General features: G+C 34.8%; 7 protein-coding genes. All 7 read left to right on the top strand.

The window, feature by feature from the left end; all coding sequences use genetic code 11:
- Positions 1-10: 10 nt before the first annotated feature.
- The 7 genes from ACJJV4_RS04985 (at position 11) to ACJJV4_RS04955 (ending at position 16,005) form a co-directional block, all read left to right on the top strand.
- Positions 11-1,312: an alpha-L-fucosidase gene (locus tag ACJJV4_RS04985; RefSeq protein ID WP_405292367.1), complete on the top strand. Its 1,302-nt coding sequence runs from the start codon at positions 11-13 to the stop codon at positions 1,310-1,312.
- Positions 1,313-1,347: 35 nt separating this feature from the next.
- Positions 1,348-2,766, top strand: coding sequence for an alpha-L-fucosidase (locus tag ACJJV4_RS04980; RefSeq protein WP_405292366.1), 1,419 nt, complete (start codon positions 1,348-1,350; stop codon positions 2,764-2,766).
- A 28-nt stretch (positions 2,767-2,794) separates the two neighbouring features.
- The gene (locus ACJJV4_RS04975) at positions 2,795-5,356 is read left to right on the top strand and encodes a glycoside hydrolase family 3 C-terminal domain-containing protein (RefSeq protein WP_405292365.1); all 2,562 of its coding nucleotides are present in this window, start codon (positions 2,795-2,797) and stop codon (positions 5,354-5,356) included.
- A 15-nt stretch (positions 5,357-5,371) separates the two neighbouring features.
- Positions 5,372-6,994, top strand: coding sequence for a sialate O-acetylesterase (locus ACJJV4_RS04970; protein WP_405292364.1), 1,623 nt, complete (start codon positions 5,372-5,374; stop codon positions 6,992-6,994).
- 106 nt (positions 6,995-7,100) lie between these two features.
- On the top strand, positions 7,101-10,097 hold the full coding sequence (locus tag ACJJV4_RS04965) for a glycosyl hydrolase 115 family protein (RefSeq protein ID WP_405292363.1): 2,997 nt from the start codon (positions 7,101-7,103) through the stop codon (positions 10,095-10,097).
- A gap of 8 nt (positions 10,098-10,105) precedes the next feature.
- On the top strand, positions 10,106-11,947 hold the full coding sequence (locus tag ACJJV4_RS04960; protein ID WP_405292362.1) for a metallophosphoesterase: 1,842 nt from the start codon (positions 10,106-10,108) through the stop codon (positions 11,945-11,947).
- A gap of 23 nt (positions 11,948-11,970) precedes the next feature.
- The gene (locus tag ACJJV4_RS04955) at positions 11,971-16,005 is read left to right on the top strand and encodes a two-component regulator propeller domain-containing protein (RefSeq protein ID WP_405292361.1); all 4,035 of its coding nucleotides are present in this window, start codon (positions 11,971-11,973) and stop codon (positions 16,003-16,005) included.
- Positions 16,006-16,044 lie beyond the last annotated feature (39 nt).

Below are 16,044 nucleotides of genomic sequence, written 5' to 3'. Positions count from 1 at the left end.
ATTTATAATTATGAAGTTGAAATTTTCTATACTACTCATTTTACTAACAACGTTTTCAGCCTTTTCGCAACTTAAAAACAAGCCCGAACTTAATGAAGATTTCATGGATATGGGCTTTGGTATATTTGTGCATTGGAGCATGGATTCTCAATTAGGGAGTGTTATAAGTCATTCGTTAGTTGGGGCTTCAAACGATTACGTAAATAAATATTTTAACGAGCTTCCTAAAACATTTTATCCCAATAAATTTGATGCTGAAGAATGGGCGCGTTTGTTTAAAGTAGCAGGAGCCGAGTATGTTGTGTTTACAGCAAAGCACCATAATGGTTTTTGTATGTGGGATACTAAAACTACCGATTTCAATATCATGAATACGCCTTACGGAAAGGATATTGTTGGTCAATTAGTAAAAGCATTACATAAATTCGATTTAAAAGTTGGGATTTATTTTTCTCCAGAAGATTTTAGTTTTATCCATAAACAAGGGCATTTAATTTCTCGAAAAGGCGCAATGACACAAGTAACTGCCAATAAAGAACTTTTTGAATACGATAAAACTCAGGTTAAAGAGATTATTGATAATTACGGCCCTATAGATGTGATGTTTTTCGATGCCTTTCAGGCGAAGCCTATGGCGCAATATGTTCATGAAATCGCACCAGATATTGTAGTCACTCGCGGTGAGATGAATACACCAGAACAAAAAATTCCAGGAGGCGCCATGCCAGGACCATGGGAAACTTGCATGACAATGGGTACGCAATGGCAATACAAACCTACGAATGAAGATTATAAAGATGGCTCTGAGTTAATCGAAAAACTGATTGAAATTCGAGCAAAAGGCGGTAATTTTTTAATGAATATAGGTCCGAAACCTAACGGAGAAATTCCGATAGAGCAAGAAGAGCGTTTGCGAGAAATTGCGTTATGGATGTATATTAATGAAGAAGGCGTGAAAAATGTGAGAACCGTGCCAACCATTGTTAAAGATGGCGATATGTGGTTTACAAAAGGTAAAGAGGATAACACCGCTTATGTTTTTATCACAGGGCAAGAAAACTGGTTTAAAGGCTTTAGACGAAACTTCCTTTTGAAAAATATGCGATCCACTGAAAACACTACAATTTCCGTACTTGGACAAAGTGATTTAGTTGTGGAGTATTGGCCAGAAAACACACCAACGTCTCGATTTATTCAACATGAAGATTTACTTGAAATATCTATAAGTAGAGCGCAAAGACTTTACAACGATAAAGTTTGGCCAAACCCAGTGGTGGTGAAGTTAACCAACATAGAATTTATTACCAAGTAAACGTTTATTGTTAGAAAATATTCAAATTAGATAAAATGAAGCAGAACACATTCCGAAGAAATTTTTATTACAGTTTAGGTTTTTTACTTGTTTTTATGACGAATGCTTTTGCGCAGTCGCCTGATAAAATGGAGTGGTGGAAAGATGCCAAATTTGGTATGTTTATGCATTGGGGTTTGTATTCTCAAACGGCTGGATACTGGAAAGGGCATGTGGCAAAAGGGAATGAGCATTTCATGATTCATGAAAAAATATCTTTAAAAGAATATGCAACTATAGCAGACGATTTTAATCCGGTTAATTACGATGCCGAAAAATGGGTGCTTACTGCTAAAGCGGCAGGAATGAAATATATTATCATCACGTCAAAACATCATGATGGTTTCGCCATGTTCGATTCACCATCCAACGATTATAATATAAAAACCAGAACACCTTACGCTAAAGATCCTATGACGGAACTCGTTGCGGCTTGCCATAAACACGATATGAAATTTGGGTTTTATTACTCATTGGGTCGTGATTGGGAAGATCCAGATGTGGCTACCGATTGGCCTTTTAAAGGTGGTAGAAGTAATTTGGTAGATTATCCAGATGAAGATATAAAAGTATATAGCCGTTATTTTGAAAGAAAGGTGAAGCCACAAATAAAGGAGTTGCTAACTCAATACGGTAAAATTGATGTGATTTGGTTTGATACACCAGAATTAATTAGCCCAGAGGAAAGCAAAGAATTAAGAGAATTGATTCTTGAACTTCAGCCGGAATGTATTATAAATAGCCGTATTAAACATGGTTTTGGTGATTATAAAGTTAAGGAGCAAGAAATTGTCGAAGGTTTAGAAGTGGAACCTTGGGAAGCTTGTATTACTATGGGGAAAAACTGGGGTTATATTGAGTACGATACTATTTATAAACCTTCAGAATTAATGACACGTCAGTTACTAGAAATAGTAAGTAAAGGCGGAAATTTATTACTGAATAACGGACCAACGGCTAAGGGTGAAATCACAGATTTAGCTCAAGCACGATTGGCAGAAATGGGAATATGGATCAAGCAAAATTCAGAAGGAATCTACGGTTCTAAACCATGGAGGGTACAAGGGGAGCGTCTTGTTGCTACACCAAAAGAGAACGGAAAGGTTAAGTTTTCTGAAGAAAAAAACACTATGAAAGATAACGAACACGATGGCACATCTAAAGTTATTTTTCCTGAAGTTAGGTTTACTTCAAAATACGGAGCTGTTTATGCTTACGTTTGCAGTGTTACCGATAAGGAAATTGTTATAAAAGCATTGGCTTTGGAGAACGGCGATAAGATAAAGTCGATAACACGATTAAATACTACAGATAAAGTAAAATGGAAGCAAACTAAGACGGGTTTAACCATTAAAGTTCCGGTTTATACTGCTACAGAAATTCCTATTACAGGATTTAAAATTGAGTTAAAATAATAATCATTCACAGAATCTCGATTTTTAAATGGTATTAAAAAGAGTTATCATATTTGTTTTGTCTGTCATGCCTATTCTAGGTTTTGGCCAAACTAAATATACGTTTCAAAATCAAGACTTACCGATTGAAATGCGTGTTCAAGATTTATTGGAACGATTAACTGTTGAAGAAAAAGTATCGATGCTAGTGTCTACAGCAGAAGCGATTCCGCGTTTAGATGTCGAAAAATATTATCACGGTAACGAAGCTTTACATGGTGTTGTAAAAGGTGGTCGATTTACCGTGTTTCCTCAAGCTGTAGCTTTAGCGGCGACTTGGAATTCCGATTTAATTTATAACGTGTCTTCAGCTATTTCAGATGAAGCCCGAGCAAAATGGAACTTCTACAACCAAGGTAAAGATCAAAAAAATGTGTATAGCGATTTACTAACCTTTTGGTCGCCTACTATTAATATGGCGCGAGATCCGCGTTGGGGAAGAACACCTGAAACTTATGGTGAAGATCCTTATTTAACCAGTAAAATAGGTGTTGCTTTTGTAAAAGGATTACAGGGAAACGACGAGAACTATTTAAAAGTAGTGTCTACGCCCAAGCATTTTGTAGCCAATAATCAAGAAGATAATCGGTTTGCTTACAATGCTAATGTTTCTGAAAGAGCACTGCGAGAATATTATTTCCCAGCTTACAACGCAACCGTTCAAGAAGGCAATGCACAGTCTATAATGAGTGCTTACAACGCTATTAATGGTGTGCCAAGTACAGCAAACAATTGGTTGCTAAATACGGTTTTAAGAGACGAATGGGGTTTTAAAGGTTATGTGGTAAGTGATTGTGGAGCACCAACGTATTTAGTGAAATCGCACAAATATGTAGATACTAAAGAGCTCGCAGCAAAAGCAGCAATAGAAGCGGGGTTAGACCTCGAGTGCGGTAATGATATTTATGCAAAACATTTACTTTCGGCTTATAAAAAAGGTTTAGTTTCCGAAGAGAATATTGATAAAGCAACGGTTAGAGTGTTAACCGCACGCTTCAAATTAGGGGTTTTCGATAGTACAGAAAACAATCCGTATACCAAAATATCACCAGATGTTATTGGTTCAAAAAAGCATCAAGATTTAGCTTTAGAAGCTTCAAGAGAATCTATGGTGCTTCTTAAAAATGAGAATAACATTTTGCCTTTAGATCTTAATGCTATTAAAAAAATAGCGGTGGTTGGTTTCAATGCCAATCAGGTTGTTTTTGGAGATTACAGTGGGTTACCGGTTATTAAACCCATTTCTCCATTGGAAGGGATAATCGAAAAGGTTGGAGATAGAGCTGAAGTTACTTATGTGAAATGGAAAACGGCCGCTAGAAATTTAAACATTATTGAGGCTGAAAACTTACGTAATGATCATAATGATGAAACTGGCTTATACGGAGAATATTATGATGATAAGTTTCTAGAAGGTACACCGCAAACTCGCGTAGATAAGGTGGTGAATTTCGATCCTGTAAACAATCCACCAGATCCGTATACTAATTACAGACATAAATCAATAAGATGGACGGGCTACATAACGCCTAATTTTTCGGGAACTTATAAAATTGGTGTTAATTCGGATGATGGTGTTCGACTGTGGCTAAACAATAAACTTGTCGTAGACGAATGGCATAATCGCGGAATGACTACCGATCAAGTTGAAATAACGATGGAAGCTGGTGAAAAATACGCTATTAAATTAGAGTATTTTGATAATGGCGGCGACGCTATTTGTCAGTTATTATGGGAAGTCCCAACTTTAACCGATGATTTATATGCGGAAGATAAAGCCATTGCCCGAGCAAGTGATTATGTGATTGCTGTTATGGGAATTAATAAGTCAATAGAAAAGGAAGGTCGAGATCGTACAGATTTAAAATTACCCGAAGATCAGGTTAATTACTTAAAAGAGATTTATGCAGAAAACAAGAATGTTGTAGTTGTTTTGGTTGCAGGAAGTTCTTTGGCTATTAATTGGATGGACGATAATATTCCTGCTATTGTAGATGCTTGGTATCCGGGAGAATCTGGTGGAAAAGCCATTGCCGATGTGCTTTTTGGTGATTATAATCCTGCCGGAAGATTGCCGTTTACTTTTTATAAATCAATCGCAGATCTACCTCCAATGGACGATTACGAGGTTTCTAACGGTAGAACTTATATGTATTTTGAAGGTGAAGCGCTTTATCCGTTTGGTTATGGTTTAAGTTATTCTGAATTTGAATACAAAGGCATTGAGATAATAAAGAAAGACGACACATTAACAATCACGACAACCATTGAAAATATTGGGGATTATGATGGTGATGAGGTGGCTCAATTATATTTCAAAGCACCTAACACTTCTGTTAAAAGACCTTTGAAGAAATTAGTCGGTTTTAAAAGAGAATTTTTACTTAAAGGAAAATCAACTAAGATAGAATTTGAAGTTTCGAAAAAAGAGTTGCAATTTTGGGATGTAAAAACGAAACAGTGGGCTTTTGCAAGTGGCGAATATCAATTTATGATTGGCGGATCGTCTCAAGACATTAAGCAACAAAAAAGTTTTCGTTTAAAACCATAAAACCCTTTTTGCATTATGAAGTTTGCTTTATTAACTATTAGTCTTTTTTTTACTTGTTTGCTTTCAGCTCAAACGGAAGACGTCATTACGTTGTGGCCAGATAAGGTACCCAACGAGTTGAGACCAAAACAATTACCAAGGCAAACGGATAACACGAGTAATAATGTTATTAGGTTAACGGATGTTACTAACCCAACGCTTACTGTGTTTAAACCAAAACATTCCAATGGGTCTCAGGCAGGTATTATTGTTTGCCCTGGTGGCGGTTACAGTATCTTGGCTATTGATAAAGAAGGTTATGAGGTAGCCGAATGGCTAAACAACCTGGGTTACACCGCTTTTGTATTGCAATATCGAGTTCCTAAAAACCAAAAAGGAGCAGCTCAAGATATTCAACGTGCTATTAAAGTGGTGAGAAGTAAAGCTTCGGAATTTAACTTAGATACCGACAAAATTGGGCTTATTGGTTTTTCAGCTGGAGGTCACCTGTCTGCTTTAGCTTCAACAAATGAGGGCACTAGTTTTTACGAACATAAAGATACTATCGATGAATTTTCAAGCAAGTCGAATTTTACAATGCTTATTTATCCAGCTTATTTGGATAAAGGTGAAAATCAAACAATAAATCCCGATTTTTCTTTAGATAAAAATACACCACCGTTTTTTATATTCGGTACGGCAGACGACCGTTTTGGTAATAGTAGTTTTGTTATGGGGCAAGCTTTGCGTAATAATAAAACACCGGTAGAGTTGCATGTTTATCCTGACGGCGGACACGGCTATGGTTTACGTAAAGGGAATGTGGCTGCCGAAATCTGGCCAAAATTAGCCGGAAAATGGTTAAAGAGCATGGCAAAACCTGCCAAAAAAGAAAAGCTAGACCGAACTTATAATTTTCCGAAAGCTGAGGTTAAACCAAAAGCGCTTCCTAAAAAGAAAGATGTTTGGGTTTTTATAATGGCGGGACAATCTAATATGGCTGGTCGTGGTTATGAAGAACCGCAAGATACTATAACATCGAGCCGTGTACTGACTATAAATAAGAAAAATGACATTGTTTTGGCTAAAGAGCCGCTTCATTTTTACGAACCTAAAATGGGAGGTTTAGATAGTGGTTTGTCTTTTGCCAAAAATCTGTTAGCAGAAATTCCAGAAAACACATCCGTATTATTAATACCAACTGCTGTAGGCGGAAGCTCGATAAGTCAATGGCTCGGAGATGCTAACCATCGTGATGTAAAATTACTATCAAATTTCAAAGAAAAAGTCGCGCTTGCTAAAAAGTACGGTAAGGTAAAAGGCATTTTGTGGCATCAAGGCGAGAGTGATGCCAATTCAAAAAAAATCGCTAAGCATGATGATAATTTAACAGCACTTTTTAAGACTTTTAGAAAATCTGTTGGAAATAAAAAATTACCCATTTTGGTTGGTGAACTTGGTAGTTATTCTAAAAAAGATGCGTTATGGTCACAAATGAATGCTATTATAAACGAGCACGCCAAAGGTGATAAATATATGTCGGTTATTAATACAGCCGATTTTATTGATAAAGGCGATGCGGTACATTTCAATTCAGAAAGTCAGAGGTTATTAGGCAAACGCTATGCGGAAGCTTTTCTAAAAACAATCAAAAAATAAGAAGTTCTAAAGCGGGTAAGCTTTTATAAAACAGATTGTTTTAATAAGTTTTTATGGCGTCAACTTTATTTGAATTGAAATCTAAATAGATGTTGAAAAAGAACTTATGAAAAAATTAAAATATAAAAGCATGTTTAAATATTTAGGATTGTTTTTGGCTTGTTTTCAAGTGTTAGTGTTAACAGCTCAAGAAGATAAGACGTCGGAGTTTTCAATTGTAGAAGGCGATAAAACCATATCGATTTTAATTGATAAAAAAGATGCCAAAGTGGTATCTATAGCTTCGGATATTTTTGCCAATGATGTTTTGAATATTACCGGTTTAAAGCCGACAATAATTTCGAAAGCGAGTACTGCTTCTTCTGTAATAATCGCAGGGACTATTGGAGAAAATACGATAATAGACAAATTAATAGCTTCGGGTAAATTAGACGTTACTGCCTTTAAAAATGGTTGGGAGCGTTATGCTATTCAAGTTATAGAAAACCCTGTAAAAGGTATTGATAAGGCTTTAATTATCGCGGGAAGTGATCGTAGAGGTACAGCTTATGGTATTTTAGAATTGTCTAGAAAAATTGGTGTCTCTCCATGGGAATGGTGGGCCGATGTTACGCCAGAAAAAAGAAAAGAGTTAAAGGTTGCAGTTGAAAATATAGTATCCAAAAGTCCTTCAGTCAAATATAGAGGTGTCTTTTTAAATGATGAAGATTGGGGCTTACAACGTTGGGCAGCATTAAATTTTGAGACAGAAACCGGTGATATTGGTCCTAAAACCTACGCTAAAGTTTTTGAGTTATTATTACGTTTAAGAGCCAATACTATTTGGCCAGCTATGCATTCGAGTACTAAACCGTTTTACTCGTATCCTAAGAATAAATTTGTTGCAGATAATTATGCTATTGTTATAGGAACTTCTCATGCAGAGCCTATGTTGAGTAACATCAATACAGAATGGAAACATGATACCATGGGCGAATATCGTTATGATACCAATTCAGAAACCATAAAAGATCTATTTACTAAACGAGCTAAAGAAACCGCGAAATACGATGGTATTTATACGGTTGGCATGCGTGGAGAACACGATTCGCCTATGATTGTTGGTGAAGATGATACCGATGCACAGGTTAATTTATTAGAACGTGTTATTACCGATCAACGTGACATATTGAAAAAGGAAACCAAAAAGAATCCAACAGAGATTCCACAAGCTTTTGTGCCTTACAAAGAAGTATTGAATTATTACCAAAGTGGACTAAAATTACCGGAAGATATTACACTTGTTTGGACAGATGATAACTACGGCTATATGCGTCAATTAAGTAATCCTGAAGAACAAACCAGACCAGGCGGTGCAGGTGTGTATTACCATACCTCATATTGGGGAAGACCGCATGATTATTTATGGTTAAACTCTACTAATCCTGTTTTAATGTGGGAAGAAATGTCTAAGGCTTATGAGTTTCAATCCCGTGATATTTGGATTTTGAATTGTGGAGATATTAAACCACATGAATATAACATCGAGCTATTTTTAGAAATGGCTTGGGATATGGATAATTTTGAAAAAAGTACCGCTGTAAAAACACATATGAGTACTTGGGCAGTACGTGAATTTGGAAAAGAATCGGCTTCTGAAATTACGGATGTTTTATTTGAAAATAACCGCTTAGCATATATTAGACGTCCCGAGTTTATGGCTTGGAGCCAAGTGGAACCGGTTACCAAAGAAGGCGAAACAGAATTAACCCAGTATCATTATGGCGATGAGGTTTCAGAACGTATCAATAGCTATCAAAACATCATTGAAACTACAGAACATTTATATGATGGTATACCGGAACACAGAAAAGATGCTTTCTATCAATTGGTGTATTATCCAGTAATTGGCGCTTCAAAATTAAATCAGAAATGGTTGTATAGCTTTAAGAATACATTTACAGCTAAGCAAGGTAGACAGAGTGCAAATGAATTTGGAGCTTTATCAAAAGATGCTTTTAATCGTATTGAAAAGGAAACATCATATTATAATACAAAACTTCAAAACGGTAAATGGAATCATATCATGACCATGGCACCTCGTTTTTTACCCGTCTTTGCACAACCTACGATATCTAATGTTCAAACTGATGATAAAGCTGAGTTAGGTTTGGCTTTAGAAGGTTACCAAATGGAAGTGAACGATGAAATTATAAACAGTTATGCAGATGTGTTGCCTGTGTTTAATCGATACACAAATAGTAGTTATTTTATAGATGTTTTTGTTGAAGGAAACGGAACCGTAAACTGGGAAGCAAAACCAAATGCCGATTGGATAAAATTATCTGAAGTAAGCGGTGTCTTAAATACAACTTCAGGTCAGGTTGAAAAAAGAATTTCGGTTAGTATCGATTGGGATAAAGTGCCAAAAGGCGAGAACAAAAAAGAAGCACCGTTGGGACATGATTTTCAATTAATTCCACCAAGTTTTAAGGTGAATAGTGCCATCGATTTTATTTCCGATGGAAAAACAACAACGATAGGAGTTTCAGTTTATAACCCTAAATTAGAAGTTTTAAAAAACTACAAAGGCTTTGTTGAAGATAAAGGTTATGTTTCTATAAATGCTGAAAATTTTACAAGGAAAAACGCAGGAAAAGATGCGGATTGGGAATTATTTGAAGGTATGGGCTATACCAATAAAGTGATTACAGCTTTACCACGAACGGCAGCACCAAATGTTAATATTGATGAAATAAAAGCCAATAGCCCTGTTTTGGAGTATGATTTTTATACTTTTAATTTCGGAGAAGCTCAAGTGAATTTACAAGCAGTGCCAACACATGCACCACATGCAGGTATTGGCGTACGTTGTGCAGTTGCCATTGATGATGCTGATCCTGTAGTTGTAGATTTTCAAACACAAGGTCGTAGTGATGCATGGAAAGAAAATGTGCTTAAAAACGCCACCGTAAAAGGGGCAAAGCAAATAGTGAATAAGGCGGGAGCGCATACTTTAAAAATTTGGATGGTAGATCCGGGTGTTATGATAGATCAGGTGTTGATAGATTTAGGAGGATGGAAAGCCAGTTATGCTTTTCCGAAGGAAACCGTTAAAAAATAATTGGGATTTTGAATAAATTGTATAGTAAGTACATTGGTATCGTGCTTTTAATGATATTGTTTTCTTGTGAGGAAAAGATAAAAGCTGAGGTGACTCCAATTCAAATAGCATTTATTGCTGATGCTCATTTTCAGGATATTTATGCTCATTTTGAAGATACCGATTATAAAGGTATCGAGAATCCGGAAACAGGAAATTTTGTTAATATCAGGACTATGCAAGCGCAATTGCAATCCACTAGAATATTCAACGAAAACTACTTTGCATTTATTGAAGCTTTAGATGATATTGTTGCGAGAGGTATTAAATATGTGGCTTTACCTGGTGATTTTAGTGACGATGGGCAACCGGTTCACGTCAAAGGATTGCGAAAAATATTAGATAGTTATTCTAAAAAGTATGGTATTTTATTCTTTGCAACTACCGGAAATCACGACCCCGTAAAACCATTTACTCAAGAAGCGGGAAAAACTGATTTTTTAGGCGTAGGCGGTCAGGAACAAATTATAGTCAGTTCGGTTAAAAATTTAAAAGACACTGTTGAAGGGCAGTTGAAACCTATAATAACTTCAGAAATAAAAAAATGGGGTTATAAAGATATTTTGAATGAAATGTCTTCATTCGGGTTTTATCCTCAAAAAGAATATGTGTACTGGGAAACGCCGTTTTCTTCTTATGGTTATAATGAATATAGTTTTGAAAAAGCCCAAGAAGCTTCAGATTTAAACAAAAGAACCTATCAAATTGATGCATATAATGCGCATCCGGATGCTAGTTATTTAGTAGAGCCAACCGATGGTGTTTGGCTTTTAGCAATCGATGCTAATGTGTATATGCCTAATAAACCATTATCGGGAGCATCAACTAATGCAAGCGATTTTTCTGGAGCAAGTATTGGTTATAATAACGTGCTTTTACAGAAAACACATTTAATAACTTGGGTGAAAAAAGTAGCTGTGCAAGCCAAAGAAAAAGGGAAGGTTTTAATTGCGTTTAGTCATTACCCTATGGTTGAGTTTAACGATGATGCTTCCGAAGAGATGAAAGCATTTTTTGGAGAAAATAAAATGCAATTGCACCGTGTGCCTAAAGAAAATGTTGCTGAGGTTTTTGCCGATGCTGGTATTCAAATACATTTTGGTGGCCATATGCACATTAACGACACTGGTGTGCGAACCAGTGAAGATGGTAATACACTTTTCAATATACAAACGCCATCTTTAGCTGCTTATGCCCCGGGATATAAAGTGTTAACCATACTATCGGAAACCGATTTTGATGTGGAAACTGTAATTATTAATAAGGCTAAAAATTTTGATAGTTTGTTTCCGTTGTACGAGGAAGAATACGCTTACTTGAGTGAAACAGATTCGTCTATTATTTGGAATAAGGATATATTAACTACTGAAAATTATAAAGATTTCACTAAATTTCACTTGAAAGAATTAGTGCGTCTTCGGTTTTTACCCAACGATTGGCCTAAGACTTTTGCTGATAAATTTTTAATCGCTTCAGGGAAGGATTTACTGTTAAAAAACAATATATCTCTCGAATTGTTAAATACTCATTTGTTGGATAATCACTTGACTCTGGAAGCTTTCGAAACGTGGACAGGTTTTGATATGGTTAACGATTTTTACAAATTGAGAAGTGCAGATCAATTAGCTTTCAATGATATAGGAGAAAATCGATTAAAAGAATACGAATTTGTTTGTGAGCAATTAAAGAACGTAAAAGATGAAGAACTGAGATTGTGGTTCCATATTTTTAATAAAAGTAGAAAAGGAGCGCCTTCAAATCATTTCAGAATAAATTTAGAAGAAGATACTGTTAAAAGTATCATACCATAAATGCACCAAATAATACCTATTTAATGACGAATCGTTTTATTATATTTTCGCTTTCTTTTTTGTTTGTTTTAAGCAGTTTTGCTCAAAACATCAAATTTGAACATTATAATGATAACGACGGCTTATCTCATAACTCGGTACGCCATGTGGTTCAAGATAAAAGCGGATTTCTATGGATTGGTACGTTTTCTGGGTTAAATAGGTTTGATGGTTACGAGTTTCAATCGTATTTAAGTACTTCTGGAGGTGAAAATAAAATTAATGATAATGATATTACAGCCTTAGAACTGGATGAAAAAGAAAGGAATATCTGGATTGGTACTCGAAAAGGACTGACATTATTTGATTGTGATACTCAAAAATTTACCACTTTTTTAAAGGATGACAACAACCCAAATAGTTTGCAAGACGAAGAAATTCGATCTATTCATGTTGATAATTTTAATCGTGTTTGGGTTGGTACAAAAGACAATGGCGTATTCTTATTTTATGCAGACGATAAGAGATTCGAGAAAGTAAATCTTCCAAATTTTAATTACGTAAAAGATATTTTTGAAGATTCTGAAGGTCATATCTGGATTGGGAGTTATGGTACAGCATCAATAGCAAAAATTAATTTAGATTCTGTTGGGAATATCCAGCAAATAAGCACCTATTTATTAACTATACCTGATTCTATTGAAACCAACCCGTATGTGTATTTTATATATGAAGATGCCAAAAATGATATTTTTGTAGGTACTCGAAAGGGGCTTTACAAACTAGATAAAGGGTTAAATAAATTTAAGAATTTATATATCGAAAATAAAGAAACCCGAGAGTCTTTAGGTCCTTATTTTTTGTCTGTAGTGCAAGGTCCTGATGGTAAGTATTGGTTGGGTACGCTTGGAGGTTTAATTGTGTGCGATAGTTTAGAGGCTATTACAGAAGGTGATTTTAAGCGTTATTACTCGGTTTTAACAGATCAAACGTCTTTAGTAGATAACTTGGTTTCTGCCTTATATTTTGATGCTTCAGGAATTTTATGGATTGGTACCGAAGATGGTTTGGATAAGTACGATCCTTATGAAAATCAATTTAATTTAAACAAAGATATTTCGGAGTATATAGGGAATCAGGCGCCTAGAATTCGTGGTTTTTCTAAAACATATACCGATGAAATTATTGTCGCTACCCGACATAACGGGCTCTTCATATCAAAAGAAGATCGTTTTTTGCCTTTAGAAATAGATCAAATAGATATTGCCAGTATTTATTCCCCGGACGGGAAAGTGTTCTATTGTGGGTTATGGAATGGTAAAATATTGATTTACGATTTTGAAAAAAAGACTTCAAAAGAGGTATATATCGGTTTTGAAGAATCTCCGATAGTCACTTTCGAAAACTTAGGCAACAACAAGCTGGTTGTTGGCTCGTTTGGTGAAGGAGCATTAATTTTAGATACTGAAAATATTGATGAGAGTGCTCAACGGACTAAACTATTAGTTGGTAGTGAGATTAACGAAATTATAAAAGAAGATCATGATGTTATTTGGTTTGCAACAGAAACGGGCGCTGTAAAATACAATGCGAAAAATGGAGATCAAACCGTTTACACCTCTTCTTTAGATACAGAAAAAGGTTTGGCTCACGATAATGTAAGTGATATTGTTTTCGATAAAACGGGTAAACTTTGGGCAGCTACGCGTAATGGAATATGTTATTTTGATAACGACAAAAACGACTTTTATCCTTTAAAACAACCTGCAGAATTAGCGGGTAAATGGGTTACAGATTTGCTGGTAGATACCAACGGCGATTTATGGTTAAATGTAAATAATAACAGTGTTGCAAGAGTAAATGGAAGTAGCTTAGATTATAATATTTATCACGTAAACAGTGGTAATAGATTAGATTATTTTAGCTCTAGAGGGTTTTATAAATTTAGAGATTCTAATATTTATTTGGGAGGAAAAAATGGGGTTATTTATTTTTCTCCATATACTATTAAAGAAAATAAACTATCTCCAAAACCAATAATAACCGAAATTAAAATACAAAATGAAATATTGATTCCAGGGATGGAAATTAACAAAGAAATCCCGCTAAAAGAAGATTTTAATCAAATAAAAAGTATTGACTTAAATTATAAAAACAGGAATTTTTCCCTTGAATTTTCTTCGCCCTCTTATGCTAATGAAAAACTTAATAAGTTTGAATATCAATTAGAAGGTTTTGATAAAAAATGGATTGCCACTAATAGTAATTCAAGAACCGTTCAGTATACTAATTTATTTCCGGGCGATTATGTTTTTAAAATGAAATCTTGTAATAGCGATGGACATTGGAGTGAAGTTGTATCGTACCATATTAAAATAAAACGACCATTCTGGCTTACGTATCAGGCTTTATTTTTAGTCGCTTTGCTATTAGGTTTGGTGCTTTATTTTGTGAGGCGCGATTTTAAAAACCGTATGCGTTTAAAGCAAGAATTGGTTACCGAGAAGGTAAATAGAGAGCGTGATATTAAATTAAATAACGAGAAATTAAGATTTTTCACCAATATATCTCACGAGTTAAGAACACCGTTAACACTTATTATTGGCCCTGTAAAACAACTTATTGAAGAGAGTAAGGAATATAGTAGTGATTATCAAAAAAGCCGTTATCAATTAATTCATCAAAATGCGAGCCGACTTTTAAACTTAGTAAACCAAGTACTCGATTTTAGAAAAGCCCAAACGGGAGAATTAAAGCTAAAAGTATCGAGTACAGATATTTTACAATACACGCAAAATACCTTCGATTCCTTTAAGGAGTTTGCATATAATAAAGAAATTCAGCTTAATTTTAATTCGGAAAACGATGTGCTTTTCGGTTGGATTGATCGTGATAAGTATGATAAAATTTTATACAATCTTTTATCTAATGCGATTAAGTTTACCAATAAATATGGGCATGTCGATTTATTTGTGCGTTTAAAAAGTGATAGTAGCGATTATTTAGTTGTTGAGGTTAGTGATGATGGTATTGGGATTCCTGAAAAAAGCCAAGAAAAAATATTTAAACGCTTTTATCAAGCCACAAATAGTAAGGAAAACAATACGGGGTCGGGTATTGGTTTATCACTTGTTAAAGCTTTGGTAGATTTGCATAAAGGCACTATTTCTGTGCAGAGTACGCCAAACAAAGGGAGTGTGTTTTCTTTTGAAATCCCAATAAGTAGAGAACTTTACAGTAAGAATGAAGTTTTTGAATTTGTGACTAATATTGAAGAGCAAGAGCAAATTCCGAAAGTGCCATTGAAAAAAACAACAACGAATACCGAAATTAAAGAGAAAATATTGGTCGTTGAAGATAATACCGAACTCCGAAAATATTTGATAGATTATCTATCTAATTATTACAAAGTTTACGAAGCGGAAAATGGAGAAGAAGGTTTGCAGATTTGCCGACAAGTAAAACCTATTTTGTGTGTGGCCGATGTTATGATGCCTGTTAAAAATGGTATTGAATTTTGCGAAGAACTTAAAAATGATGAGTTTATAAGTCATATTCCTGTAATTTTATTAACTGCGCTTTCGGAAAATGAAGACAAGGTAAAAGGATATAATGTTGGTGCCGATGGGTATTTGGTAAAACCTTTTGATCCGTCGTTATTAAAATCTATAATGGTTAACATTATAAAATCTAGATTGGAATTAAAAACTAAATTTTCTGATGATGCAGATAGTGAAATAGGTTTGCTTACACACTCACCGGTAGATGAAGTTTTAATGGAGAAAATCTCCAAACTGATAGAAGATAATATTAGTAAACCCGATTTAACCACTAGTTTTTTATGTGAAGAATTAGGTGTGAGTTCTTCTAAATTGTATCGAAAAATTAAAGAATTGACAGATTTGGCCCCGAATGAGTTTATTAGAACCATTCGTTTAAAAAAATCGGTGCAATTACTTAAAACAAAAAAATACAATGTATCGGAAGTAACCGATTTAATTGGGTTTAACGATCCGTTGTACTTTAGTCGTTGCTTTAAAAAGCAATTTGGTTATCCGCCAAGTAAGCTGCTTAAATAGACTTTTTACTTTAATCTCTCCATGTTTTTGATTTATAAA

This window comes from Algibacter sp. Ld11, assembly GCF_045066735.1.
In the GTDB taxonomy this organism is placed as follows: Bacteria; Bacteroidota; Bacteroidia; order Flavobacteriales; family Flavobacteriaceae; genus Algibacter.
This window is presented reverse-complemented; position numbering and strand designations above follow the sequence as displayed.

Coding starts and splice junctions, on each gene's coding strand:
- ACJJV4_RS04985 (WP_405292367.1), top strand. CDS start 11: ATGAAGTTGAAATTTTCTATACTACTCATTTTACTAACAACGTTTTCA.
- ACJJV4_RS04980 (WP_405292366.1), top strand. CDS start 1,348: ATGAAGCAGAACACATTCCGAAGAAATTTTTATTACAGTTTAGGTTTT.
- ACJJV4_RS04975 (WP_405292365.1), top strand. CDS start 2,795: ATGGTATTAAAAAGAGTTATCATATTTGTTTTGTCTGTCATGCCTATT.
- ACJJV4_RS04970 (WP_405292364.1), top strand. CDS start 5,372: ATGAAGTTTGCTTTATTAACTATTAGTCTTTTTTTTACTTGTTTGCTT.
- ACJJV4_RS04965 (WP_405292363.1), top strand. CDS start 7,101: ATGAAAAAATTAAAATATAAAAGCATGTTTAAATATTTAGGATTGTTT.
- ACJJV4_RS04955 (WP_405292361.1), top strand. CDS start 11,971: ATGACGAATCGTTTTATTATATTTTCGCTTTCTTTTTTGTTTGTTTTA.